The organism is Pseudomonas sp. LH1G9 (assembly GCF_002949975.1).
Lineage (GTDB): Bacteria > Pseudomonadota > Gammaproteobacteria > Pseudomonadales > Pseudomonadaceae > Aquipseudomonas > Aquipseudomonas veronii.
Genome location: NZ_CP026880.1, coordinates 11,652 through 36,707, shown reverse-complemented (window position 1 = coordinate 36,707; position 25,056 = coordinate 11,652). Strand labels below are relative to the sequence as shown.

Sequence of the window (25,056 nt, the reverse complement as noted above, 5' to 3'; positions counted from 1 at the left end):
AATGGAGACTCGCGCAGCGCTGATTGCCGAGGTTTCCAACGCGAGCCATGTCTATGGCAAGGTTCTAGCGCTCGACAATGTCTCGCTCGCACTGCCGAGCGGCCAGATGACGGGCATCATCGGCCCTGACGCCGCTGGCAAGTCCACGCTGCTCGGCCTGATCGCCGGTGCGCGGAAGATGCAGACCGGATCGGTCGAGGTCCTCGGCGGCAGCATGAGCAATGCCCGGCACCGCCGCTCTGTCTGCACACGCATTGCCTATATGCCGCAAGGGCTCGGCAAAAACCTCTATCAGGAGATCAGCGTCCGCGAGAACCTGGCCTTCTTCGCCACCCTCTTCGGCCTGTCCGCATCGGAACGTGACGCACGCACCCGGCGCCTGGCGGCGGCGATTGGCTTACTCGCGTTTCTCGAGCGGCCGGCCGGAAAGCTGTCGGGCGGCATGAAGCAAAAGCTCGGCCTGTGCTGCGCGCTCATTCACGACCCCGACCTACTCATTCTCGATGAGCCGACGACCGGCGTCGATCCGTTGTCGCGTCGACAGTTCTGGGACCTGATCAGCGAACTGCGGCGCGAGCGGCCGACGATGAGTGTCGTCATCTCCACCGCCTATATGGACGAGGCCGGCCAATGCGACTGGCTCATCGCGATGGATCACGCCCGCGTGCTTGCCTGCGGCACTGCGGATGAACTGCGCGAGAAGACTGGCCAACAAGACATCGAAGCGGTGTTTGCCGCCCTGCAGCCGGGGCAAAAATCGACGGCGCAGCGCTTCGTCATTCCGCCGCGCCAACCAGGCAGCGAGGCGCCGGTCATTGTCGCGAGGAATCTGACACGCCGTTTCGGCAGTTTCACCGCGGTCGATAACGTCAGCTTCGCCATCGAGCGCGGAGAAATCTTCGGCTTCCTCGGTTCGAACGGCAGCGGCAAGACCACCACCATGAAGATGCTGACCGGACTCCTGGCGCCGAGCGAGGGAGAGGCCGAGGTCTGCGGCAAACCTGTCGATGCCAACGACCTGTCGGTCCGCCAGCGCGTCGGCTTCATGTCGCAATCGTTCTCGCTCTATGGCGAACTCACCGTGCGGCAAAACCTGCGTCTTCATGCGCGCCTTTTTCATCTAGCCGCGGACCACGCTAACGCGCGTATCGCCCAGCTCATGGTCGATGTCGGCCTTGTCGACTATGCCGACACCGAAGCGAACTCGCTGCCGCTCGGCGTGCGACAGCGCCTTTCGCTGGCCGTGGGGATCGTTCACGACCCCGAGTTGCTGATCCTTGACGAGCCGACCTCGGGCGTCGATCCGCTGGCACGCGATGAATTCTGGCGCTTGCTCGGCGATCTCTCGCGAACCCGCAATGTCACGATCTTCGTCTCCACGCATTTCATGAGCGAAGCCATGCGCTGCGACCGCATCTCATTGATGCACGCAGGTCGCGTCCTCGTCTGCGACACACCGCAAAACGTCATTACCGCCAAGGGCAGCGCGAATCTCGAAGAGGCGTTCATCGCCTATATCGAGGATGCCGAGCCCGCTGCGCCCGCGCCCTCCGTGGCGGATGCCGAGGCGCAGACCCAGCGCGAGGCAGCGGCGTTGTCGCCCAGCCGCTCGACCTTCATGCCGCTGCGCCGCCTCCTGGCCTTTACCAAGTGCGAGACGTTGTCGCTTATGCGCGATCCGGTGCGGCTGGCCTTCGCCTTCCTCGGCTCCTTCATCATGCTGTTGATCTTCGGCTTCGGCGTCTCCAGCGATGTGACCAACCTCACCTATGCGGCGTTCGACCACGACGACACGCCGGAGAGCAGAGCCTATCTCGCCAACTACTCGAGCTCCCGATATTTCACCGAAAAGACGCCGATCCGCAGTGTCGACGAAATGCAAAGGCGCCTGAAGTCGAACGACATCACGCTGGCCATCGAAATCCCACCTGGCTTCGGGCGCCTGGTAAAGCGCGACTCGGATTGGCAGGTATCGGCCTGGATCGACGGCGCCAACACCTCGCGCGCCGCCACCATCGAGGGTTACGTCGAGTCGGCGCACAACCTCTTCGCCGAAGAGAGAAAGCGCCAGTCCAGCGACGTAGCGAGCAAGAAACCGACGACCAGCATCGTGATCCGCAACCGTTACAACCCGACGGCCGAGAGCATTTATGCAATCGGGCCGGCCGTGCCGGCGATGCTGCTCATGATGTTTCTCGCCATTCTCACAGCCGTCAGCGTTGCCCGTGAAAAGGAGATCGGCACGATCACGAACTTCTACGCCACGCCCACGACGCGCCTGGAGTTCCTGATCGGCAAACAACTGCCCTACATTGGCGTCGGCATGATCAATTTCTTCATCATGACCGTGACCGTGCGGTTCCTCTTCGATGTTCCGCTCAAGGGCGACGGCCTCACGCTGACCCTGGGCGCGCTGTTCTATGTGGCGGCGGCCACCGGCTACGGGCTGTTCATCTCGACGTTCACCTCAAGCCAGGTCGCAGCGGTGTTCGCCGGAGCGGTGCTGTCGATGCTGCCGACCATGCAGTTCTCCGGCATGCTGCAGCCCGTCTCGACGCTGGAGGGCGGCGCGCGCCTCATGGGGTACCTCTGGCCGACGAGCTATTACATGCACATGAGTGTCGGTGCGTTCACCAAGGGGCTTGGCTTCACCGACATGGTGACCGACCTGCTCGCGCTGAGCCTGTTTTGCCCGGCCTTCTTATTGCTGTCCGCGCTGCTCCTGCGCAAACAGGAGAAATAAGATGCAGAGTCTCTCCAACATTTTCTGGCTCGGCGTCAAAGATCTGCGCACCCTCTCGAAGGACCTGATGATGATCCTCTTCATCATCTATTCCTTCGGCCTCAGCATTTACATGCAGTCGACCGGAGCCGGCGAGACCGTCAACAATGCCTCCGTGGCGATCGTCGACGAGGACCACTCCAGCCTGTCGCGATCGATTGCCGGACTGTTCTATCCGCCGTACTTCCAGGCAGCCAAGATGATCAGCGCCGCCGACATCGATCGCGGCATGGACAACGGCCTTTACACCCTCGTCGTCGTGATTCCTCCGCACTTTGAAGCGGATGTGCGAAAGGGCCGCGATATCGAAGTCCAGGTCAACGCAGACGCCACTGCGGTCCAGCAGGCGTCCCTGGGGTCGGGCTATATCCAGAACATGGTGACCGACGAAGTCACGCGCTACCGACAGGAAGCGCAGCAAACCACCGGGCTGCCCTCCGATCTCGTCGTGCGCCGCGCCTTCAATGCCAACGGCACACAATCCTGGTTCCGCGCGATCGTCGGCCTTGCCGATCAGTTGTCGATGCTGATCATTATCCTGACCGGCGCGGCGCTCTTGCGCGAGCGGGAGCACGGCACGATCGAGCACCTGCTGGTGATGCCGTTGACGGCCTTCGAGATAGCGCTCGCCAAAGTGTGGTCGAGCGGGCTGGTGATCTTCATCGGCTTCATCTGTTCCCTGTTGTTCGTGGTCGAGGGCCTTCTCGACGTCCCGATTGCCGGCTCGCGCGGTGTGCTGCTGCTCGGCACCCTCATCTATATCTTCGCCACGGCAGCGATCGGCATCTTCCTCGGCACCCTCGCCCGCACCATGGCGCAATTTGCCCTACTGATGATGATGGCCGTCATGCCGATGATGATGCTGTCGGGCGGCATGTCGCCCATCGAGAGCCAGCCGCAATGGGTCCAGTACGTGACGTGGTTTTTCCCGTCGCGGCACTATGTGAGCTTCATGCAGGCGATCGTGTATCGAGGCGCGGGCCTCGACATCGTGTGGAAAGAGTTCGTGACGGTCCTGGTGATGGGCGTGACATTTATCGCGATGAGTTTGCTGCTGTTCCGTCAGTCTGTTGCGACCTTGCGTTAAGGCTTTTTTGCGCCTGCCCGCGTCAGGCGTGGACGATTGTCCGACAAAAAACCTTGCCCGAGCGCGCACTTAGCGCATTTCGTTGAGATTCAACGGCCAATTCGCACTTATTTGACCCAACGGCCCATTAACGGTTGACACTCCGCCGCTGGGCTGTAGAATGCCGGCCACAGACGCGGGATGGAGCAGTCTGGTAGCTCGTCGGGCTCATAACCCGAAGGTCGTCGGTTCAAATCCGGCTCCCGCAACCAAACATCAAAAAAGGCTACTCGAAAGAGTGGCCTTTTTTGTATCTGACAAAAAAGTTCTTCTGAAACAATGACATGGCATCTTTCATGAAACCCTAGACGTTTCGTGGAGTCCATTTCATCGCACCCTATGCTTGATCCTTCTACGACCAATGGCCGCAGTCGCCGCACCCGGTGATCCGCGTTAATATTTGTAATTATTTTGTCCATAGGGATTGGTAACTTGGCTGGATACCCCCATCCTGTCGCGCACAATCCACGAGGTGATTGATGCGCGCCAACTCGTCTGAACCACAAGACCCTGTCACAGCGACACAACCGATCACTCCCACCCGTTTGCGCTGGCTGGATCTGTTAAGCAAGTATCGGCAACCCATCGGGTTGGCCGTGACGCTGTTGCTGTTCGCAATCGCCCTGATCGCCTGCCGACACCTGCTGCTGGAACTGGATCTCTACGCCCTCCACGACTCGATCCTGGAAGTACCCAAACCGGCGTTGCTGGGCGCGTTCGTCGCCGCCATCGCCGGCTTCGTCATTCTATTGGGCTATGAGTTCTCCGGCGCACGCTACGCCGGGGTGAAACTGCCCCGCAAGACCCTCGCCCTCGGCGGCTTTACCGCCTTTGCCATCGGCAACGCCATTGGCCTGTCGATGCTCTCGGGCGGTTCGGTGCGTTACCGTTTATATGCGCGCCATGGCATCGGGGCTTCGGAAGTCGCCCGCATGACTGTGTTCGCCAGCCTCTCCCTGGGCTGCGCCCTGCCGCCGCTGGCGGCCTTGGCCACCTTGAGCAACTTGCCCGCCGCGTCCATTGCCCTGCATGTGTCGCAAGGCTTGCTGGGGGCGATTGCCGGCGTCGTGTTGCTGTTGTCGGCCGCGCTGTGCATCGGGATTTATCGCCGTCGCCTGCCGGAACAGCCCTACACGGACAACCTGCTGGTCAAGGTCGGCCGCCGCACCCTGCGCCTGCCCGGTCGACGCCTGACGTTCCTGCAACTGATCATCACCGCGCTGGACGTCGCCGCTGCCGCCACCGTCCTTTATATGCTGCTGCCGGAAGCGCCACCGTTCGGCCCGTTCCTGCTGGTGTACCTGCTGGCGCTGGCCGCTGGCGTACTCAGCCATGTGCCGGGTGGCGTCGGGGTGTTCGAGGCGATCCTGCTCGCGGCCTTTGCCGACAAGCTCGGTGCCGCGCCATTGGCCGCCGCCCTGCTGCTGTACCGCATGATCTATGTGGTGCTGCCGCTGCTGATCGCCTGTGTGTTCCTGCTGGTCAACGAGGCCCAGCGCCTGTTCCAGACCCAGCAGAGCCTGCGCGTGGCGTCGGGCTTCGCCGCGCCGGTGCTGGCCTTACTGGTTTTTTTGTCCGGCGTGGTCCTGCTGTTTTCCGGCGCCACGCCGGAGATCGACTCACGCCTGGAAAACATCGGCTTCCTGATTCCCCACCGCCTGATTGACGCCTCGCACTTTGGCGCGAGCCTGATCGGCGTGTTGTGTCTGTTGCTGGCCCAAGGCCTGCGTCGACGCTTGTCGGCGGCCTGGATGTTGACCATGGTGCTGCTGCTGACCGGCGCCCTGCTCTCACTGCTCAAGGGCTTCGACTGGGAAGAAGCCAGCCTGATGACCATGACCGCCGTGCTGCTGGCGATCTTCCGCCGCTCCTTCTACCGCGCCAGCCGACTGACCGAATTGCCGTTCTCGCCGCTGTATCTGGTAGCCAGCGTGTGCGTGCTGGGGGCTTCGATCTGGCTGCTGCTGTTTGCCTATCAAGACGTCCCGTATAGCCACCAACTGTGGTGGCAGTTCACCCTCGACGCCAACGCCCCGCGCGGCCTGCGCTCGCTGTTGGGGGCCGCGGTGCTGCTGGTGATCGTGTCGCTGACCTGGCTGCTGCGTACCGCGCGCCCGGTGATCCACCTGCCGACAGCCGAAGAACTCGAACGCGCCACCAAGATCCTGATGGCCTCATCGCAACCCGACGGCGGCCTGGCGCTGACCGGCGACAAGGCGCTGCTGTTCCACCCCAACGACGAAGCCTTCCTGATGTACGCCCGTCGCGGGCGCAGCCTGGTCGCCCTGTACGACCCGATCGGCCCGACCCAACCCCGCGCCGAGATGATCTGGCAGTTCCGCGACCTGTGCGACATCCACCATGCGCGCCCGGTGTTCTACCAGGTACGCGCGGAAAACCTGCCGTACTACATGGACATCGGCCTGACCGCGATCAAGCTGGGCGAAGAAGCCCGCGTCGACCTGAAACGCTTTGACCTGGAAGCCAAGGGCAAAGAGATGAAGGATTTGCGCTACACCTGGAACCGTGGCACCCGGGATGGCTTGTCCCTGGAGATCCACGAACCGGGCACGGCGCCGATGGACGAACTCAAGGTTATTTCCGACGCCTGGCTGACCGGCAAGAACGTGCGGGAGAAGGGGTTTTCCCTGGGACGCTTCAGCGACGACTACCTCAAGCACTTTCGCATCGCGATCATTCGCTTCGAAGGGCACCCGGTGGCCTTCGCCAACCTGCTCGAGACCCACAGCCACGACCTGGCCAGCCTCGACCTGATGCGCGCCCACCCCGATGCGCCCAAGCTGACCATGGAATTCATGATGGTCGGCCTGATTCAACACTATAAGAGCCACGGTTATGCTCGCTTCAGCCTCGGCATGGTGCCATTGTCTGGCCTGCAACCGCGTCGTGGCGCGCCGCTGACCCAACGCCTGGGCTCGATGGTGTTCCGCCGTGGCGAGCAACTGTATAACTTCCAAGGTTTGCGCCGCTTCAAAGACAAGTTCCAGCCTGACTGGGAACCCCGTTACATGGCCGTGCCCGCAGGACTTGATCCGCTGGTGGCACTGGCCGATACCGCCGCCCTGATCGCAGGCGGCTTGACTGGATTGGTGAAACGCTGATGATTCGACGCTCCTGGCGGTATGTATTAGCCTTTGTGGTGCTGCTCGCCGTGGTCCTGGGTGGCGGCTATTGGTACTGGAACCGCCCTGCCCCACAGCCGACCCTGGAGCAACTGCCCCAGGCCGATGGCTCGGTGATGACCCGCGTCACCCCGGCCGGCACCCCCAAAGCCCGCGTGGCCGTGGCGGTGATGGCCGACGAGACCCTGACCGACAGCCAACTGATTGCCCTCAGCCAGGGCGGCAAGGCGCAGATCGTGCAGGTGATCCTGCCCAAGGATGACTGCACACTGCAGCAACAGGCACTGCAAGGCGCCCTGAGCCAGCTCAAGGGCCCTGCGACGCTGGTCAGCGGCATCGGCCCTGGCGCCGCCCTCGCCTGGCGCTGGCTGGCCACACAGAACGACGACAAGGCCAATGCCATCTCCGTCGGCTTCGCCCTGGTGCAGGAAGGCTGCAAAGACCCGCTGCCGAAAACCGCCGCCCACGGCAACTGGCTGGTGGCGTGGAACGACAACCCTGACGATGAAAGCGCCAGTTTCGTGCGCGACACCCCGCGTGCCACCACCAGCATCAGCGACTACGACATTCACTACCCTCAAGTGCTGAATAACGAACTGCGCAAGCAACTGGTCGGTTCGGACAACGGCGGCCTGGCGATTCCGGTCGTGGAAGTCCCGGCAGGCCAGGCCAAGGACACCGTGACCTTGTTCCTCTCCGGTGACGGCGGCTGGCGTGACCTCGACCGCGACGTGGCCGGTGAAATGGCCAAGATCGGCTACCCGGTCGTGGGCATCGACACCCTGCGCTACTACTGGCAGCACAAGACCCCGGAACAAAGCGCCAAGGACCTCAGCGAGCTGATGCAGCACTATCGGCAGAAATGGGGCACCAAGCGCTTCGTACTGACCGGCTATTCGTTCGGCGCCGACGTGTTGCCGGCCATCTACAACCGCATGCCGGAAAGCGAGCAGCAGCGCGTCGACGCAATCATCCTGCTGGCGTTCGCACGCACCGGCAGCTTTGAAATCGAAGTGGAAGGTTGGCTGGGCAACGCCGGCAAAGAAGCCGCGACCGGCCCGGAAATGGCCAAGCTGCCAGCGGCCAAGGTGGTGTGCATCTACGGTGCCGAAGAGGTCGACGAGAGCGGCTGCACTGACAAGACCGCCGTCGGCGAAGCGATCGAGCTGCCGGGCGGGCACCACTTCGATGAGAACTACCCGGCGCTGGCCAAGCGTTTGGTGGATATCATCGTCAAGCACCAGGCCAAGGCCGAGTAATTCCGCGCTGTACGCAAAACCTAATGTGGGAGGGGGCTTGCCCCCGATAGCGATAGGTCAGTCATACCGCTATCGGGGGCAAGCCCCCTCCCACATTGGGGTTGGAACTAGCGCGGCTCGATATGCGCAATCATCAACTGCACGGTTTCCTGCCCACGGAACTCGTTCACATCCAGCTTGTAGGCCAACTCCACCCAACGCACGGTCGGGTTCGGCCAGACTTCACGGTCAACCCCAAACGCAATGCCATCGAGCTTCACAGAGCCGCATTCGCTCTTGAGCACCACTTTCAGGTGCCGCTCCCCCACCACACGCTGCTCGACCAACTGAAACACCCCGTGAAACAACGGCTCGGGGAAGTGCTGCCCCCAGGGGCCGGCATGCCGCAGCGCGCGCGCCAGCTCCAAGTGAAACTCTTCCACCGCCAGGGTGCCGTCGGACAACAGCCGGCCGGTCAAGTCTTCTTCGCGCAGTTGCCGACGCACTTCGGCATCGAAGGCCTGGGCAAACAACGGGAAATTCGCCTCGGGCAACGTCAGGCCGGCCGCCATGGCGTGACCGCCGTATTTGCTGATCAGGTTGGGATGCTGGCTCGCCACCACCGCCAGCGCATCGCGGATGTGAAAGCCCTGCACAGAGCGGCCTGAGCCCTTGAGCAGGCCATCACCGGCGTCGGCAAAGGCGATGGTCGGGCGGAAATAGCGCTCTTTCATGCGCGACGCCAGAATCCCGATCACACCTTGGTGCCACTCCGGGTCGAACAGGCACAAGCCATACGGCATCGACTCCAGCGGCAAGTCCTTGAGCTGGGCCAGGGCCTCGCGCTGCATGCCTTGTTCGATGGATTTGCGGTCCTGGTTCATGCCGTCCAGTTGCGCGGCCATTTCCCGTGCAGCGGCGAAATCCGTGGTGAGCAGGCATTCGATGCCCAGGCTCATATCGTCCAGGCGCCCGGCGGCATTGAGCCGTGGCCCGAGGATAAACCCGAGGTCGGTGGACGTGAGGCGAGCGTGGTCACGCTTGGCCACTTCGAGGATCGCCTTGATCCCCGGCCGCGCGCGACCAGCACGGATACGCTCCAGGCCCTGGTGGACCAGGATGCGGTTATTGGCGTCCAGCGGCACCACGTCGGCAACGCTGCCCAGGGCGACCAGGTCAAGCAACTCGCCAATGTTCGGCTGCTGCGTGTTCTCGTACCAGCCCAGGCTGCGCAAACGGGCACGCAGGGCCATCAAGACATAAAAGATCACCCCGACCCCGGCCAACGCCTTGCTGGGAAACTCACAGCCGGGCTGGTTCGGGTTGACGATGGCATCCGCCGCCGGCAACTCATCCCCCGGCAAGTGGTGGTCGGTGACCAGCACCTTGAGCCCCGCCGCTTTCGCTGCCGCCACGCCTTCGACGCTGGAGATGCCGTTATCCACGGTGATCAGCAACTGCGGCTCGCGCTGCAGGGCCACGGCGACGATTTCTGGCGTCAGGCCGTAGCCGTATTCGAAACGGTTGGGCACCAGGTAATCAACATGGGCCGCACCGAGCAAGCGCAGGCCCAGGGTGCCCACCGTACTGGCAGTGGCGCCATCGGCGTCGAAGTCGCCGACGATCAGGATGCGCTGGCGTTGCTCCAAGGCCGTCACCAGCAGGTCTACCGCGGCGTCGATGCCCTTGAGCTGCTGATAAGGGATCAACCGCGCCAGGCTCTTGTCCAGCTCAGCCTCCGAGCGCACCCCGCGCGCGGCGTAGAGGCGGGTCAACAGCGGTGGCAAGTCACCGAGAAACGGCAGGACAGCAGGCAAAGGGCGGGGATCGATACGCATGGGACGCTGGGGAATTCTCTGTAGGGGAAATATTAGCGGCAAGCTACAAGCGCTAGCTCAACCGCGCTCGCCGATCAGCCATTGCAGTTGCACTTCATGCTGGCCACGATCATCGGTGACGAAGATCGTGCCTTCGCTGATCATCACGTCCCACTTGATCACGCGGGGCATGTCCTTGGCCAGGGTCTCGAGGACTTCCTGCGGCACGGCGGCGATGTGGACGTTCTTCAGGGTTTTCGCCACCGGAATCACCTTGCCTTCCCATACGCGCAGGCTGCCGTAAGCCAGCAGACTGGTACGCTCGGCGCGACGCGAGCACCAGGTCAGGCGGTCGGCATCGGGCTGGCCGACTTCGATCCAGTGCAAAACCCGATCATCCAGACTTTTTTCCCACAGGGCTGGCTCGTCTACATCTGACAGTCCACGGCCAAACGACAGCTGCTCGCTGTACCAAAGGGCGTAGGCCAGCAGACGCACGGTCATGCGCTCTTCGGTTTCCGAAGGGTGGCGGGCAATGGTCTGTTTGACGCTCTCGTACACCGAGCGGTCGAGGTCGGTGAGGTTGAGTTCGAACTTGTAGGTCGTGGACGGCTGGGCCATGAACGGGCTTCTAGAGACAGGGAAAGGCGGGCAGTCTAACCGATGGTAGGGCTATTCAACGAATCCTGCGCTGCATCATCCTTATCCCTGCGCGACTCGCCTATGTTAAAAGGCATTACACCACTGTGCTGCGTATGAAAGGTTCCTCATGTCGTTTAACGCCAAACCGCTTGCCGGCCTGAAAGTCATCGAACTCGGCACCCTGATCGCCGGCCCGTTCGCTTCACGCATCTGCGCCGAATTCGGCGCCGAAGTGATCAAGGTTGAATCCCCGGACGGCGGCGACCCGCTGCGCAAATGGCGCAAGCTGTACGAAGGCACCTCGCTGTGGTGGTTCGTACAGGCACGCAACAAAAAATCACTGACGCTGAACCTCAAGCACCCCGACGGCCTGGCCATCCTCAAGCAGTTGCTGACGGACGCCGACATCCTGATCGAAAACTTCCGCCCCGGCGTCCTGGAAAAGCTCGGCCTGAGCTGGGACACCCTGCACGCGCTGAACCCCAAGCTGGTGATGGTGCGCCTCTCGGGCTTTGGCCAGACCGGCCCGATGAAAGACCAGCCGGGGTTTGGCGCGGTCGGCGAATCGATGGGCGGGCTGCGTTACATCACCGGCTTTGAAGACCGCCCGCCGGTACGCACCGGGATTTCCATCGGCGACTCCATTGCCGCCCTGTGGGCGGTGATCGGCGCGCTGATGGCGTTGCGTCACCGCGAGGTCAACGGTGGGCTAGGTCAGGTGGTGGATGTGGCACTGTATGAGGCCATCTTCGCCATGATGGAAAGCATGATCCCGGAGTTCGATGTGTTCGGGTTCATCCGCGAACGCACCGGCAACATCATGCCCGGCATCACACCGTCCTCGATCCACACCAGCGCGGACGGCAAGCATGTGCAGATCGGCGCCAACGGCGATGCGATCTTCAAGCGCTTCATGTCCGCCATCGGCCGTGAGGATCTGGCCAACGACCCGCAATTGGCCAGCAATGACGGGCGTGACGAGCGCCGCGACGAGCTGTATGGCGTGATTGATCGCTGGGTCAATTCGCTGCCGCTGGAACAGGTGGTCGAGCAGCTCAACAAGGCCGAGGTGCCGGCCAGCCGCATCTATAGCGCCGAAGACATGCTCGGGGACCCGCAATTCCTGGCGCGGGAAATGTTCCTCAAGGCGCAACTGCCCGACGGCAAGGACTTCAAGATGCCAGGCATCGTGCCCAAGCTCTCCGACACCCCTGGCAGTTGCGAGTGGGTGGGGCCGCAACTGGGCGAACACAACAGCGTGGTACTCGGTGAGCTGGGCTATGACGCGGCGGCCATCATCCGCTTACGTGAGCAAGGGGCGATCTGATGGCGCGTTCAAGATAATGACTCGCCGCTGGCTATTGCACCTGTGCGCGCCCTTGCTGGCGCTATTGCCGCTACCGACCCAGGCGGCGCAGACCTTGATCTGGCTGGTTCGCGACCTGCCGCCGCTGACGATCTTCGAAGGCCCGCAAAAAGGCCAGGGCGCCATCGACGAATTGTTGCCGATGCTGATGGAGCACCTGCCGGAGTATCAGCACCAGATCCAGCACGTCAACCGTGCGCGGGGCATGCAGATGCTCCAGGCGCCCTCCCTCACCTGCGACCCTACCCTGCTGTGGACGCCGGAGCGGACCCAATGGATTGTGTATTCCGACCAGGCGTTTCCCGTGGTGAGCAATGGCGTGGTCGTCCGCCAGCAAAACCGTGAAGTCCTGGCGCCCTTTATCGTGCAAGGCAAGGTCGACCTGGACGCGATGCTACGGGACAAGAGCACACGCCTGGGCATCATCGCCGAGCGCAGCTACGGGCCATTCATCGACGGTATGTTGCAGCAAGGCGACACGCACAATCGGGTGATGCACTACGGCACCGACGCCTTGGGCAGCCTGCTGCAAATGCAGCGCCTGGGACGCCTGGAAGGCGTACTGGGTTACTGGACCGAAATTCGCTATCACGCATTGCGGCAAGGTATCGATCCCGAAGGGCTGGCGTTCTATCCGATTGCCGGCACCGCGCCCTATCAGCACATCCATATCGGCTGTTCGGATACGCCCGAGGGGCGCGAGGTCATGGCGCGTATCAACCAGTTGCTGGGCGACCTGCCGCAGGCGCAGTTGCTGCGTTCCTACGCGTCATGGCTCGACCCGGCCCTGCGCGAGCAATACCTGCTGGACCATTCGCGATTCTATGAAGAAGTGCCCACCCCGTGATAAATCGCGGGCAAAAAGAAACCCCGAAGAGTGGGGAGACACTTCGGGGTTAAACGTGGCCTACAAAGACCAGTACAGCAAGTCACAAACACCGGAGCACAATGTCTGCTCTTGCTGTTACTAAATCTGACCGGCCACGCCGTAGGAAGTTTCCGCGGATAAACAATTCTTCATGCGAGGGCGCTGCTGCGGGTCTGGGCCGCATTGCGCAAGGCAGCGATGACCGAGGGCTCCAGGCGCCCTTCGGCGATTTTCAGATCGCGCAGCAAGCAATCCACGACATCCACCAGGACGCGCTTGTCGGTCAGTTGCGCTCGGTCGACTTCACGCTCGACCACGATGGCACCAGCAGGATTCTTTACGGTTACCAGGCACTCGCCCTGCACACCAGCGGTGGTCAGCGTAACCTGATAAGGGCTCAGCGCTTCTTCGAGCAATAGGCTGATACTTTCCATTTCGATCACCACTCAATAGTTCGGGAACAATCGTTTCAATGGGGGTTGCCTCTCTCCTAAGTGACTGTTTGTAACGTAGGAAAGTTCGCTTTTTCGTGTTTATGGAGCCGTCAGGGAGTGACTTGATCCAGCATGCGCTTGCAACATGACAACGAAAAAACGGCCGCACATAACTGCTTACGCAATGGGCGGCCGTTTCAGGGTTCGCCCTGCAGCGCGGCGGAGGGTGAACCCTATATTCGGTAAGCGCTGATCACGCTGTCACGCAGCTAGAAGTGCATGTCAAAGGCCCTTATTGCTAAGGATGAACATGATGGTGGAACACAACGAACAACAAGCGTCGATGGAGAAGATGCATGCTGACGTATCTCGCATCTATGCCGAGATTTCACGCATGCATGCCGAGCGAGGCAAGCTCAACGCGGAGTCCTTGAAGATAACCTGTGAGACTTTCTGGTACCCCGTGGGTATCGCCACGGGTTTCTACGCCGCTGTCGGCACCGTGATTGTCGTGGCGCAGAAACTACTCTCATAACGCTCAGCAACCCGGGCCTGCCTGAAACGAAAAACGCCGCTGACCCACGGAAGGGAAAGCGGCGTTTTTGTCTGCGCCAGGGCGCCGGCCGTTTGCCTTACAGCGGCTTACCGCGATTGCCATGCTGGCTGACAAACGCCTGCATCGCCTTCAGGTCATTCGGCAGCACGGTGCAACGCTCTTCACGCTCGAACAGGTCGGACAGATGCTCCGGCAACTCCAGCGCTTTGCCAACGCCGGCCTTCTCCACCGCTTCCGGGAATTTGACCGGGTGCGCGGTGCCGAGGATCACCATCGGGATATCCAGGCTGCGACGGCATTCGCGCGCAGCCCTCACGCCGATAGCGGTGTGCGGGTCGAGCAGTTCGCCGGTCTGGGCATAGACTTCTGCGATGGTTTCGCAGGTCTGTGCATCGTCCACGGCCAGGGAGTCGAACAGCTTGCGGGTTTCGGTCCAGCGCTCTTCATCGACACTGAAACCGCCACCGCTTTTGAAGGTGTCCATCAAGCCGGCAATCGCCGCACCGTTGCGGCCGTGCATGTCGAACAGCAGGCGTTCGAAGTTCGACGACACCATGATGTCCATCGACGGCGACAAGGTGGCGTGCAGGGTTTCCTTGACGTACTGGTTGCCGCTCATGAAGCGGTGCAGGATGTCGTTGCGGTTGGTGGCGACGATCAACTGGTTGATCGGCAGGCCCATGTTGCGCGCCAGGTAGCCGGCGAAGATGTCGCCGAAGTTGCCGGTCGGCACCGAGAACGACACCGAACGCGCCGGCCCGCCCAGCTGCAGCGCGGCGTGGAAGTAGTAGACGATCTGGGCCATGATCCGCGCCCAGTTGATCGAGTTCACCGCAACCAGGCGCGTGCCCTTGAGGAAGCTCTGGTCAGCGAAGCTGTTCTTGACCATTTCCTGGCAGTCGTCGAAGTTGCCTTCGATGGCGATGTTGTGGATGTTCTCACCGAAGATGGTGGTCATCTGCCGACGCTGTACTTCCGACACGCGCTTGTGCGGGTGCAGGATGAAGATGTCGACGTTTTCGCAGTGCTTGCAGCCTTCGATGGCCGCCGAGCCGGTATCACCGGAAGTGGCGCCGATGATCACCACGCGCTCGCCGCGCTTCTCCAGCACGTAATCGAGCAGGCGCCCCAGCAGTTGCAGAGCGAAGTCCTTGAACGCCAGGGTCGGGCCATGGAACAGCTCCAAAACCCACTCATTGCCATTCAGCTGGCGCAGAGGCGCGATGGCGTTGTGGGAAAACACGCCGTAGGTCTCTTCCAGGATCTTTTTGAAATCCGCATCCGGAATGCTGCCGGTGACGAACGGGCGCATCACCCGGAACGCCAGTTCGTGATACGGCAGGCCGGCCCAGGAAGCGATTTCTTCCTGGGTGAAGCGTGGCAGGTTTTCCGGCACGTACAGGCCGCCGTCGGTGGCAAGGCCTGCCAACAGGACGTCTTCGAAATTCAGGGCCGGTGCCTGGCCGCGGGTGCTGATGTAACGCATGACTGGCTCCTCTAAAACATTCTCGAACAGGGGCCGCCGATCACACGGGGCCCCTGGAACAAATCGGTTAGTTCAGGTGTTCGACGCGAATCCGTACCACCGGGCCCACTACGCCTTGCAAGGCTTCCAGGGCTTTGATGGCATCGTTGATGTGCTGCTCGAGCACGCGGTGAGTCAGCAGGATCATCGGCACCTGGCCGTTCTGCTCCTCGACTTCCTTCTGCATGATCGACTCGATGTTGATGCCACGTTCCGACAGGATGCTGGCAACCTGGGCCAGTACGCCCGGATGATCCTTGGCCTGGATGCGCAGGTAGTAGGCGCTTTCGCACGCCTCGATCGGCAGGATCGGGTGGGCCGACAGCGAATCCGGCTGGAAGGCCAGGTGCGGCACGCGGTTTTCCGGGTCGCTGGTCATGGCGCGAACCACGTCCACCAGGTCGGCGATCACCGACGAAGCGGTCGGCTCCATACCGGCGCCGGCACCGTAGAACAGGGTCGAACCGGCGGCGTCACCGTTGACCATCACGGCGTTCATCACGCCATTGACGTTGGCGATCAGGCGGTCGGCCGGGATCAGCGTTGGGTGTACGCGCAACTCGATACCGGCCGCGGTGCAGCGCGCCACGCCCAGGTGCTTGATGCGATAGCCCAGGGCTTCGGCGTAATTCACGTCGGCGGTGGTCAGCTGGGTGATGCCTTCGGTGTAGGCCTTGTCGAACTGCAGCGGGATGCCAAAGGCAATGGACGCAAGGATGGTCAGTTTGTGCGCCGCGTCGATGCCTTCAACGTCGAAGGTCGGGTCGGCTTCGGCGTAACCCAGGGCCTGGGCTTCGGCCAGCACGTCTTCGAAGGTGCGGCCCTTCTCGCGCATTTCGGTGAGGATGAAGTTACCGGTGCCATTGATGATGCCGGCCACCCAGTTGATGCGGTTGGCGGACAGGCCTTCACGGATCGCCTTGATCACCGGGATACCACCGGCCACCGCGGCTTCGAACGCGACGATCACGCCCTTCTCACGCGCCTTGGCGAAGATCTCGTTGCCGTGGACGGCGATCAGCGCCTTGTTGGCGGTGACCACGTGCTTGCCGTTTTCGATCGCCTTGAGCACCAGCTCGCGGGCAATGGTATAGCCGCCCACCAGCTCGATGACGATATCGATTTCTGGGTTGGTCGCCACGGCGAAGACATCGTTGGTAATCGCAATACCGGTCGTTTCGAACTGAGGCTTTGGCGAACGCGTGGCAATTTGCGCCACTTCAATCCCGCGCCCTGCACGGCGGGAAATTTCTTCAGCATTACGCTGAAGTACGTTGAAGGTGCCGCCACCGACGGTCCCTAACCCACAGATGCCTACTTTGACCGGTTTCACTGAAGAACTCCCCATGAAACGGCCGACGCAAGGTCGGCCGTGGAAAACAGCCGCACAACCGCGGCTTTCAATTAATGGCCCATCGACTTATCGAAGGGCCATGATCGTCAAAGGTTCGACGATGCTGGTTTATTTGGCACTCAGCGCCAGTTTGGCAACTTGCGGTGCCGGCTGATAGCCCGGAATCACCTGGCCGTCAGCCAAAACGATGGCCGGTGTACCGTTCACACCAATGGACTGGCCCAGGGCGAACTGCTTGGAAACCGGATTGGCGCACTTGGCCGCTTTGATTTCCTTGCCGTCGACCATCTTGTCCATCGCCGCTTTCTTGTCGGCCGAGCACCAGACCGCCTGCAACTGCTCGTCGCCCGGCGAACCGAGGCCCTGGCGCGGGAACGCGACATAGCGCACTTCCACACCGAGCTTGTTCAGCGCCGGCACTTCGGCGTGCAGCTTGTGGCAGTACGGGCAGGTGGTGTCGGTGAACACGGTGATGTGCGTCTTGGTCTCGCCGATGGCCGGGTAGACCACGGTTTCTGCAACCGGAATGCCGTTGATCAGCTTGGACACGCCCAGGCGCTCGGCTTTCTCGGTCAGATTGACCGGCTTACCGTCCTTCAACTGGAACAGGTAGCCCTGGACAATGTACTGGCCGTCGGCACTGGCATACAACACGCGGCTGCCCTTGAGCTTGACTTCGTACAGGCCGGCCATCGGGCTGGCACTGATGCTTTCGATCGGTGTGTCGAGTTGCAGGTTGGCCAGGCTCTTGCGAATAGTCTGCTCGGCAGCGTCATCGGCGACGGCAAAGGTGGAAACCAACGCAATGGCTGCGGCGGCAATAATCTGGGTCAAGCGCATGGGAACTCCTGAAGGCAGATGCAGGGACGGGTGTGTCGAACACCGATCTGGAAACACGGCACTGTAATCACAAGTCACGCCGTCCCCTTTGCTAACCGGCAAAGCCTACCACAGTTGGGCCGCAGGGCAGCCCGTGGCGGGATAATTTGGCGGTTTTCAGCCTCGCGGATGGTGCTTGGCGTGCATATCCTGCAAGCGCGCCCGTGCCACATGGGTGTAGATCTGGGTTGTGGATAAGTCGCTGTGGCCAAGGAGCATTTGCACCACGCGCAAATCCGCGCCGTGGTTGAGCAAATGCGTGGCAAATGCATGGCGCAGGGTATGCGGCGACAGGCTCTTACCGATCCCCGCCACCTTGGCCTGGTGCTTGATGCGATGCCAGAAAGTCTGGCGGGTCATCTGCTCACCGCGCTGGCTGGGGAACAGCACATCGCTGGGGCGCCCACCGAGCAGTTCGCCGCGCGCATCGCGCATGTAGCGCTCGACCCACACAATCGCTTCTTCGCCCATCGGCACCAGCCGCTCCTTGCTGCCCTTGCCCATCACCCGCAGCACGCCCTGGCGCAGGTTGACTTGCTCGAGGGTCAGGCTGATCAGCTCGGTCACCCGCAGGCCGCAGGCGTACAGCACTTCGAGCATGGCACGGTCGCGCTGGCCGATGGCTTCGCTCAAGTCCGGGGCGGCGAGCAAGGCGTCAACATCGGCTTCCGACAAGGACTTGGGCAATGGCCGACCCAATTGCGGCATGTCGACCTGTAACGTCGGGTCGAGGGCAATGAGCTTTTCCCGCAGCAGGTAGCGATAAAAGCCACGCACACCGGAAAGGAAGCGTGCCGTGGAGCGCGGCTTGTAGTTCTGCTCCAGGCGCCAGGCCAGGTGATCGAGGATCAACTCACGGCCAGCATTGATCAGCTCGAGGTTTTTTTCCTGCAGCCAGCCGTTGAACAGCGCCAGGTCGCTGCGGTAGGCCTGGCGGGTGTTGTCCGACAGGCCTTTTTCCAGCCAAAGGGCGTCGAGGAAGCGGTCAATCAGAGGATGGTCGATGGCGGGCATGGGGGCTCAGGCAGATGACGGTGGTGTCTGGTAGATCCTATCGCAAGCAAGTCGGCTCCCACATTGGATTTGTGTCGTGCATCGATTTTATGACCACTAATGATCAAGTGTGCAAGCTGGCCCGCCTGCGATAGCCGCGCCGCCGACCCGGACCCGTCAATAAATCCCAGGCACAAAAAAAGCAGCCCGCAGGCTGCTTTTTTTCTGCATCGGGAAGCTGGACTTAAGCCAGTTTTTCCTTGATGCGAGCTGCTTTACCGGACAGGTCACGCAGGTAGTACAGCTTGGCTTTACGCACGTCACCGCGACGCTTAACAGCCATGCTGTCGATTTGCGGGCTGTAGGTCTGGAAAGTACGCTCTACGCCAACACCGTTGGAGATTTTACGAACAGTGAAAGCACTGTTCACACCACGGTTACGCTTGGCGATTACCACGCCTTCGAACGCTTGCAGACGCGAACGGTCGCCTTCCTTCACTTTCACCTGAACGACAATGGTGTCGCCCGGGGCAAAGGTAGGGATCTCTTTGGTCATCTGCTCTGCTTCGAGTGCAAGGATGATTTTGTTAGTCATGCTGTGCTCCTAAGGTAAGTCAATGGACCTACCATCGATACGTTGTTAACTATCGTCCCGCGCGAGGATGTATTCCTCGAGCAGCTTCTTCTCTTCTCCAGAAAGCGAGCGGCTTTCCAGAAGATCGGCGCGTCGTTCATAGGTCCGACCAAGGGACTGCTGTAAACGCCAACGCCGGATGTGTGCGTGATTGCCACTTAGCAATACGTCGGGAACACGCTGATCCGCATACACCTCCGGTCGGGTGTAGTGCGGGCAATCCAGCAAACCATCCGTGAAGGAATCTTCCTCCGCGGAGTCCGCATGCCCTAAAGCTCCAGGCAGCAGTCGTGTAACCGCATCTATCAGGACCATCGCCGGCAGCTCACCGCCAGACAGGACATAGTCCCCAATCGACCACTCTTCATCGACATGAGCTTCAATGAAACGCTCGTCAATGCCTTCATAGCGACCGGCAATCAGGATCAGTGCTTCCTCATTCGCCAGTTCGCGTACCGCCGCCTGTTTCAGCTGACGGCCTTGAGGGGACAGGTAAATTACCTTCGCCTTCTCCCCGGCGGCAGCCTTGGCCTGAGCCAACGCGTCTTCCAGGGGCTTGATCTTCATCACCATGCCCGGGCCACCGCCAAATGGGCGATCGTCCACAGTGTGATGTCGATCCGTCGTGTAGTCTCGCGGGTTCCAACAGGTGAGCTGCAAGAGCCCCTGTTTCACCGCCCGACTGGTGATGCCGTACTCGCTGATGGCGGAGAACATCTCGGGAAACAAACTGATCACTTCAATGCGCAAATTAGCCACGCTTAGAAGTCCGCGTCCCATTCCACCTTCATCTCGCCCGCGGCCAGGTCGACGGCCAACACGCATTGCTCGGTATAGGGCAACAGGCGTTCGCGATCATCCAGGCTGCCAGCGCAAGGCTTGACCACCATTACATCATTGGCGCCGGTTTCCAGAAGATGATCGATTTTCCCGAGCAATTGCCCGAGTTGATCAATAACCTTCAGACCTTCCAGCTGGTACCAGTAGTACTCGCCGTCGGTCAATTCAGGGAACAGGTTGCGCGGCACGCAGATCTCATAACCGGCCAGAAGACGAGCTTCTTCACGATCATCAAGACCCTTGAGCTTTGCGACCAGGAACTTATCGTTCCCGCGTCCACTGACCAGCTCGACCTGTTTCACATTCCCCTCGCGCTTGAGCGTCCAGGTTTTGTACTGCAACAGGTTTTCAGTCGGATCAGTAAAGGAATACACCTTCACTTCGCCGCGAACGCCATGAACAGAGTAAATCTTGCCGATAACGATCAAATCATCAGCAACAGCTGGCGTCGCGTTCATATTGCTCAGGCTGCGGCCTTAGCCGAGTCCTTCAACAACTTGGCAACACGCTCGGAAGGCTGTGCACCAACGCTCAGCCAGTAGGCTACGCGCTCTTGGTTCACGGACAGACGAACTTCTTGACCACGAGCAACAGGGTTGAAGAAACCAACCTGTTCCTTGTGCGAACCGTCACGCGGGTTGCGGCTGTCGGTTACGGTCAAGTGGTAAAACGGGCGCTTTTTGGAGCCGCCAAGGGCAAGACGGATTGTTAGCATGTGAACATCGTTCCTGTAGTCGGTGCTGCAAATCTAAATGCACAGCGGGCATAGGTGCCCGAAAGGCCGCATATTCTAAGGAATATCCGGACTTTTGCAAATGTCTTTTTCTGGCGCCTATCAGCGTGCCATTCAGATCTGCTATAGAGCCGTCGGTTAAAACGGCAAGTCAGCTCCCGCCAGACGGCGGGTTTGCTGGAGATCCCACATCCCTGTGGGGCGGAGCAGGAGCACGCTCCCGCTCGAATACTTTACATTTTCGGCATGCCGCCGCCGGGCAACATACCGCCCATGCCGCGCATCATCTTGGCCATTCCGCCCTTGGCGGAGAATTTCTTCATCATCTTCTGCATCTGCTTGTGCTGCTTGATCAAGCGACCGATGTCCTGCACCTGGGTGCCGGAACCCATGGCGATCCGACGCTTGCGCGAACCGCTGATCAGCTCAGGGTCGCGGCGCTCGGCCGGGGTCATGGAGTTGATGATGGCTTCCATCTGCTTGAACTGCTTCTCTGCCGCGCCCTGGGCATTGCCCATTTGCGCCAGGTTCACACCGCCGATGTTCGGCAGCTTGTCCATCAGGCCGCCGAGGCCGCCCATGTTCTTCATTTGTTGCAACTGATCGCGGAAGTCTTCGAGGTCGAAGCCCTTGCCCTTCTTCAGTTTCTTGGCCAGTTTATCGGCCTTGTCCTTGTCGAGCGTCGCTTCGGCCTGCTCGATCAGGCTGAGCACGTCGCCCATGCCGAGGATACGCGAAGCGATACGTTCAGGGTGGAACGGCTCGAGCGCGTCGCTCTTCTCGCCCATACCGATGAATTTGATCGGCTTGCCGGTGATGGCGCGCACCGACAGCGCGGCACCGCCACGGGCGTCGCCGTCGACCTTGGTCAGGATCACGCCGGTCAGCGGCAGTGCGTCACCAAAGGCCTTGGCGGTGTTGGCCGCATCCTGGCCGGTCATGGCGTCGACCACGAACAGCGTCTCGACCGGGTTGATCGCGGCATGCAGCGCCTTGATCTCGCCCATCATCTCTTCGTCGATGTGCAGGCGACCGGCGGTATCGACGATGACCACGTCGATGAACTTCAGCCTGGCTTCTTTGATCGCCGCATTGGCGATGTCGACCGGCTTCTGGCTCAGGTCGGACGGGAAGAAGGTCACGCCCACTTCGCCCGCGAGCATTTCCAGCTGCTTGATGGCCGCCGGACGGTATACGTCGGCCGACACCACCATCACGGTTTTTTTCTTGCGCTCTTTAAGGAAGCGCGCCAGCTTGCCGGCGGTGGTGGTCTTACCCGCACCTTGCAGACCGGCCATCAGCACGACGGCCGGCGGCACGGCGCTGAGGTTCAGGTCTTCGTTGGCCGCGCCCATCAGGCTTTCGAGCTCGGCCTGGACGATCTTCACAAAAGCCTGGCCCGGCGTCAGGCTGCGGGACACTTCGGTGCCGACCGCGCGCTCCTTGACCGAGTTGACGAAGTCCTTGACCACAGGCAAGGCCACGTCGGCTTCCAGCAACGCCATGCGTACTTCACGCAGGGTGTCTTTGATATTGTCCTCGGTCAGCTTGGCCTTGCCGGTTACATGGCGCAGCGTCTGCGAGAGACGGTCAGTCAAGTTTTCAAACATGCGCGATCCTTTCAGGCCCTATGGTAGACCGAGGTAATGGCGGCCCAGGCTGTGATAAATCGCTATTAAAAACAGCGCTCGGCGAGCCTGCGGCGTGGGCAGGTCGCGGATTATAGCGAAGACTGCGCCCATGCACACCCGCTGTCTGGCCCTGAAGTCTTTCGTGGAACGCAGGTGTATGCCAAACTCAGCGCCTTTCGGGCTTGCCTAACAGGATTTATGCTCCCTTTGTCACCCAGTTTGCTACCCAGTCTCGCCGCCGCCTTTTTATATGCCGCTGCGACCCTCTACCAGGGCACTCGCCTGGCGCAAGGCGCCAAGGCCGACACTCGCCTGCTGGCAGGCCTTGGCGTCCTCGCCCTGCTGGCCCATGCCGCGAGCCTGTTCACCCACTTGATGACGCCGGTCGGCCTGGGCCTGGATTTTTTCAGCGCCGCCAGCCTGATCGCCGCCGCGGTGATCGCCCTCACGCTGATCGCCTGCGCACGCATCCCGGTGGAAAACCTGCTGGTGCTGCTATTCCCCCTGGGCATGCTGACGGTGCTGCTGGCGCAATTCGCCCCCACCGGCACGGTGCAGGTGATCGACGAAGAGCCGGGCATCCTTGCGCATATCCTGCTGTCGATCCTGGCCTACGGCATGTTCACCATCGCGGTGTTCCAGGCGTTGCTCCTGCTCGTGCAGGACCATCAGCTCAAGCACAAGCATCCGTCGGGCCTGATCAAGAACTTCCCGCCGCTGCAAACCATGGAAAGCCTGCTGTTCAGCTTCCTGTGGGCCGGCTGGACGCTGCTGTCGCTGTCGCTGATCTCTGGCTGGCTGTTCGTCGAGAACCTGTTCGCCCAGCACCTGGTGCATAAAACCCTGCTGGCGTGCCTGGCGTGGGTGGTGTTCAGTGTGCTGTTGTGGGGCCGCAACCGCCTTGGCTGGCGCGGGCACAAGGCGATCCGCTGGACCCTGGCCGGTTTCTGCCTGCTGATGCTGGCCTATTTCGGCAGCAAGCTGGTTCGCGAATACATCCTGCATATCTGACGGGCAGCGATCATGGACAACTTGCCCTTAGGGCCGATGCTCGCGGTAATCGCCTTGCTGATTTTGTGGGCGGCGCTGTTTACCGCCATCGAAGCCGCACAACAACACCTGCTGGCCCTGCGCCCCGGTACCCGCCAGGGCGACAAAGCCGCTGCCCGCCTGCACTTCCCACGCCCCAGCATGATCCTCTGCAACACCCTGTGCCGTGCTGGCGTGGTAATCCTTTGCACCCTGCTGGCGATCTACGCCTGGGCGCAAAACGGCGCGTGGCTGGGCTGGCTGGTCTCCTGCTCGATCCTGCTGGTGCTGGCCGATTACCTGCCGCGCGCCCTGGCCACCCGCCATCCGCAAGCGGTGCTGGGCTTCGGCAATGCCCTGCTGGGCGTGCCGCTGAAAATTATCTACCCCCTCGCCTGGCTGCTCAATGGCATCAGCCTGCTGTTGCTGCGCCCCTTTGCCCGCCCGCCGGGCATGGTGAAAAAAAGCGACGACCCGCAGCCCGACCATGATGACGAACCCGAGCCAGAGGGAGATGAACGTCGCACGCCCGGCATGCCCGGCATCCACGCGCTGGACAACATCACCGTCAACGACATCCTGGTGCCGCGCAGTGAAGTGGACGGCATCAACCTGGACGACTCGCTCGACGCGATCCTCGAGCAACTGCGCAACTCCCAGCGCACCCGCCTGCCGGTGTTCCACAGCGACATCAACCAAGTCGAAGCCGTGCTCAACACCCGGCTGATCCAGCACCTGCTACCGGATGCCAGCCTGACCAAGGAGACCTTGCTCGAGGCCTGCTACGAACCCTACTTCGTCCCGGAAAGCACGCCCCTGCAACTGCAACTGCTGAACTTCCACAAGCAACAGCGGCGCCTGGGCATGGTGGTGGACGAGTATGGCGAAGTGCTGGGCATCGTCACCCTGGAAGATATTCTCGAAGAAATCGTCGGCGAATTCGAAAGCGAACAAAGTGCCGACAACCCGCATATCGAAGCGCAACCGGACGGCCGCTACATCGTCGACGGCACCGCCTCGATCCGCGAATTGAACAAGAGCCTGGCCTGGCACCTGCCCAGCGACGGGCCCAAGACCCTCAACGGCCTGGTGACCGAAGCGCTGGAAACCATTCCCGATTGCGCGGTGTGCCTGAAGATCGGCCGCTACCGCCTGGAAATCCTCGAGACCGAAGACAACCGCGTGAGCAAGGTGCTGATCTGGCACACCAGCCGCGTGCCGGTCGCCACGTAGCCTCGCTGACGGAACACACTTCGAATCGTCGCACCGCCCCTCCCACACTGATCCACTGTGTGCAGACGATCAGATTTTCCCCCTTGTTGGATGCGCAAACCCCTTCCTATAATCGGGTCGGCTTACCCAAGCCGCGCCCGACCGCGTGCTATCCGCACGGACCGCGTCCAGGCACTGCCTTGCCCTGTACGACCGGTGTCCGCTCTCATCCCGAGCCGCTCCGCCCACAACCC

21 protein-coding genes and 1 tRNA gene are annotated in these 25,056 nt (G+C 61.4%); 10 read left to right on the top strand and 12 right to left on the bottom strand.

Translation table 11 applies throughout. From position 1 onward, the window contains the following. The first annotated feature begins 1 nt into the window (after position 1). The 5 genes from rbbA to C5F70_RS00155 all read left to right on the top strand — a co-directional run bounded on the left by rbbA (position 2) and on the right by C5F70_RS00155 (position 8,310). Positions 2–2,743, top strand: a complete 2,742-nt coding sequence (gene rbbA, locus C5F70_RS00175; RefSeq protein ID WP_104902547.1) for a ribosome-associated ATPase/putative transporter RbbA — start codon at positions 2–4, stop codon at positions 2,741–2,743. A 1-nt stretch (position 2,744) separates the two neighbouring features. Next, positions 2,745–3,869, top strand: a complete 1,125-nt coding sequence (locus C5F70_RS00170; protein ID WP_017846123.1) for an ABC transporter permease — start codon at positions 2,745–2,747, stop codon at positions 3,867–3,869. 174 nt (positions 3,870–4,043) lie between these two features. Continuing rightward, positions 4,044–4,120 (top strand) — tRNA-Met (locus tag C5F70_RS00165). A 267-nt stretch (positions 4,121–4,387) separates the two neighbouring features. Continuing rightward, positions 4,388–7,030 (top strand): bifunctional lysylphosphatidylglycerol flippase/synthetase MprF, encoded by a 2,643-nt coding sequence (mprF, locus tag C5F70_RS00160; RefSeq protein WP_017846124.1) that lies wholly within the window; start codon positions 4,388–4,390, stop codon positions 7,028–7,030. After that, complete coding sequence (locus C5F70_RS00155; RefSeq protein ID WP_102617314.1) at positions 7,030–8,310, top strand: virulence factor family protein; 1,281 nt, start codon at positions 7,030–7,032, stop codon at positions 8,308–8,310. Before mprF ends, C5F70_RS00155 begins: the two co-directional genes overlap by 1 nt. 107 nt (positions 8,311–8,417) lie before the next feature. Here C5F70_RS00155 and recJ read toward each other — a convergent pair whose 3' ends face one another. Together recJ and C5F70_RS00145 are read right to left on the bottom strand one after the other, a co-directional pair. Continuing rightward, positions 8,418–10,127 (bottom strand): single-stranded-DNA-specific exonuclease RecJ, encoded by a 1,710-nt coding sequence (gene recJ, locus C5F70_RS00150; RefSeq protein ID WP_046487044.1) that lies wholly within the window; start codon positions 10,125–10,127, stop codon positions 8,418–8,420. A 57-nt stretch (positions 10,128–10,184) separates the two neighbouring features. Next, positions 10,185–10,727, bottom strand: coding sequence for a YaeQ family protein (locus C5F70_RS00145; RefSeq protein WP_017846127.1), 543 nt, complete (start codon positions 10,725–10,727; stop codon positions 10,185–10,187). A 148-nt stretch (positions 10,728–10,875) separates the two neighbouring features. Here C5F70_RS00145 and C5F70_RS00140 point away from each other — a divergent pair, with 148 nt between their 5' ends. Then, positions 10,876–12,075 carry a CaiB/BaiF CoA-transferase family protein gene (locus tag C5F70_RS00140; protein ID WP_017846128.1) on the top strand — a complete coding sequence of 400 codons (1,200 nt, stop codon included), beginning with the start codon at positions 10,876–10,878 and terminating at the stop codon, positions 12,073–12,075. A 16-nt stretch (positions 12,076–12,091) separates the two neighbouring features. Then, a complete protein-coding gene (locus C5F70_RS00135) occupies positions 12,092–12,961 on the top strand; it encodes a TIGR02285 family protein (protein ID WP_104902546.1) in 870 nt (289 codons plus the stop codon). 170 nt (positions 12,962–13,131) lie between these two features. Here the strand turns inward: C5F70_RS00135 and C5F70_RS00130 are convergent, their stop codons facing one another. Further along, positions 13,132–13,416 carry a DUF3509 domain-containing protein gene (locus C5F70_RS00130; RefSeq protein ID WP_017846130.1) on the bottom strand — a complete coding sequence of 95 codons (285 nt, stop codon included), beginning with the start codon at positions 13,414–13,416 and terminating at the stop codon, positions 13,132–13,134. 313 nt (positions 13,417–13,729) lie between these two features. On the opposite strand from C5F70_RS00130, the gene C5F70_RS00125 reads away from it, so the two are divergent. Then, a complete protein-coding gene (locus tag C5F70_RS00125) occupies positions 13,730–13,951 on the top strand; it encodes a hypothetical protein (protein ID WP_017846131.1) in 222 nt (73 codons plus the stop codon). Positions 13,952–14,048: 97 nt separating this feature from the next. Here the strand turns inward: C5F70_RS00125 and thrC are convergent, their stop codons facing one another. From thrC to ffh, 9 genes are all read right to left on the bottom strand, one after another. Next, positions 14,049–15,458: a threonine synthase gene (gene thrC, locus C5F70_RS00120; protein WP_046382201.1), complete on the bottom strand. Its 1,410-nt coding sequence runs from the start codon at positions 15,456–15,458 to the stop codon at positions 14,049–14,051. Between the two features lie 67 nt (positions 15,459–15,525). Continuing rightward, positions 15,526–16,830: a homoserine dehydrogenase gene (locus tag C5F70_RS00115; protein WP_017846133.1), complete on the bottom strand. Its 1,305-nt coding sequence runs from the start codon at positions 16,828–16,830 to the stop codon at positions 15,526–15,528. A gap of 129 nt (positions 16,831–16,959) precedes the next feature. After that, on the bottom strand, positions 16,960–17,691 hold the full coding sequence (locus C5F70_RS00110; RefSeq protein ID WP_003175893.1) for a thioredoxin fold domain-containing protein: 732 nt from the start codon (positions 17,689–17,691) through the stop codon (positions 16,960–16,962). A 156-nt stretch (positions 17,692–17,847) separates the two neighbouring features. Beyond that, positions 17,848–18,744 (bottom strand): site-specific tyrosine recombinase XerD, encoded by an 897-nt coding sequence (gene xerD, locus C5F70_RS00105; RefSeq protein WP_017846134.1) that lies wholly within the window; start codon positions 18,742–18,744, stop codon positions 17,848–17,850. A gap of 223 nt (positions 18,745–18,967) precedes the next feature. Next, on the bottom strand, positions 18,968–19,318 hold the full coding sequence (gene rplS, locus C5F70_RS00100) for a 50S ribosomal protein L19 (RefSeq protein WP_003175895.1): 351 nt from the start codon (positions 19,316–19,318) through the stop codon (positions 18,968–18,970). Between the two features lie 45 nt (positions 19,319–19,363). After that, positions 19,364–20,137: a tRNA (guanosine(37)-N1)-methyltransferase TrmD gene (gene trmD, locus C5F70_RS00095; protein ID WP_169864091.1), complete on the bottom strand. Its 774-nt coding sequence runs from the start codon at positions 20,135–20,137 to the stop codon at positions 19,364–19,366. Further along, positions 20,119–20,655, bottom strand: a complete 537-nt coding sequence (gene rimM / locus C5F70_RS00090) for a ribosome maturation factor RimM (protein WP_008014731.1) — start codon at positions 20,653–20,655, stop codon at positions 20,119–20,121. Before rimM ends, trmD begins: the two co-directional genes overlap by 19 nt. A 5-nt stretch (positions 20,656–20,660) precedes the next feature. Next, positions 20,661–20,912, bottom strand: a complete 252-nt coding sequence (rpsP, locus tag C5F70_RS00085) for a 30S ribosomal protein S16 (RefSeq protein ID WP_003175899.1) — start codon at positions 20,910–20,912, stop codon at positions 20,661–20,663. A gap of 251 nt (positions 20,913–21,163) precedes the next feature. Further along, positions 21,164–22,540: a signal recognition particle protein gene (gene ffh / locus C5F70_RS00080; RefSeq protein WP_017846136.1), complete on the bottom strand. Its 1,377-nt coding sequence runs from the start codon at positions 22,538–22,540 to the stop codon at positions 21,164–21,166. A gap of 219 nt (positions 22,541–22,759) precedes the next feature. Here ffh and C5F70_RS00075 point away from each other — a divergent pair, with 219 nt between their 5' ends. Both C5F70_RS00075 and C5F70_RS00070 read left to right on the top strand, forming a co-directional pair. Continuing rightward, positions 22,760–23,572, top strand: coding sequence for an inner membrane protein YpjD (locus C5F70_RS00075; protein WP_026139922.1), 813 nt, complete (start codon positions 22,760–22,762; stop codon positions 23,570–23,572). Between the two features lie 12 nt (positions 23,573–23,584). Continuing rightward, positions 23,585–24,823 (top strand): transporter associated domain-containing protein, encoded by a 1,239-nt coding sequence (locus C5F70_RS00070; protein ID WP_104902545.1) that lies wholly within the window; start codon positions 23,585–23,587, stop codon positions 24,821–24,823. Positions 24,824–25,056 lie beyond the last annotated feature (233 nt).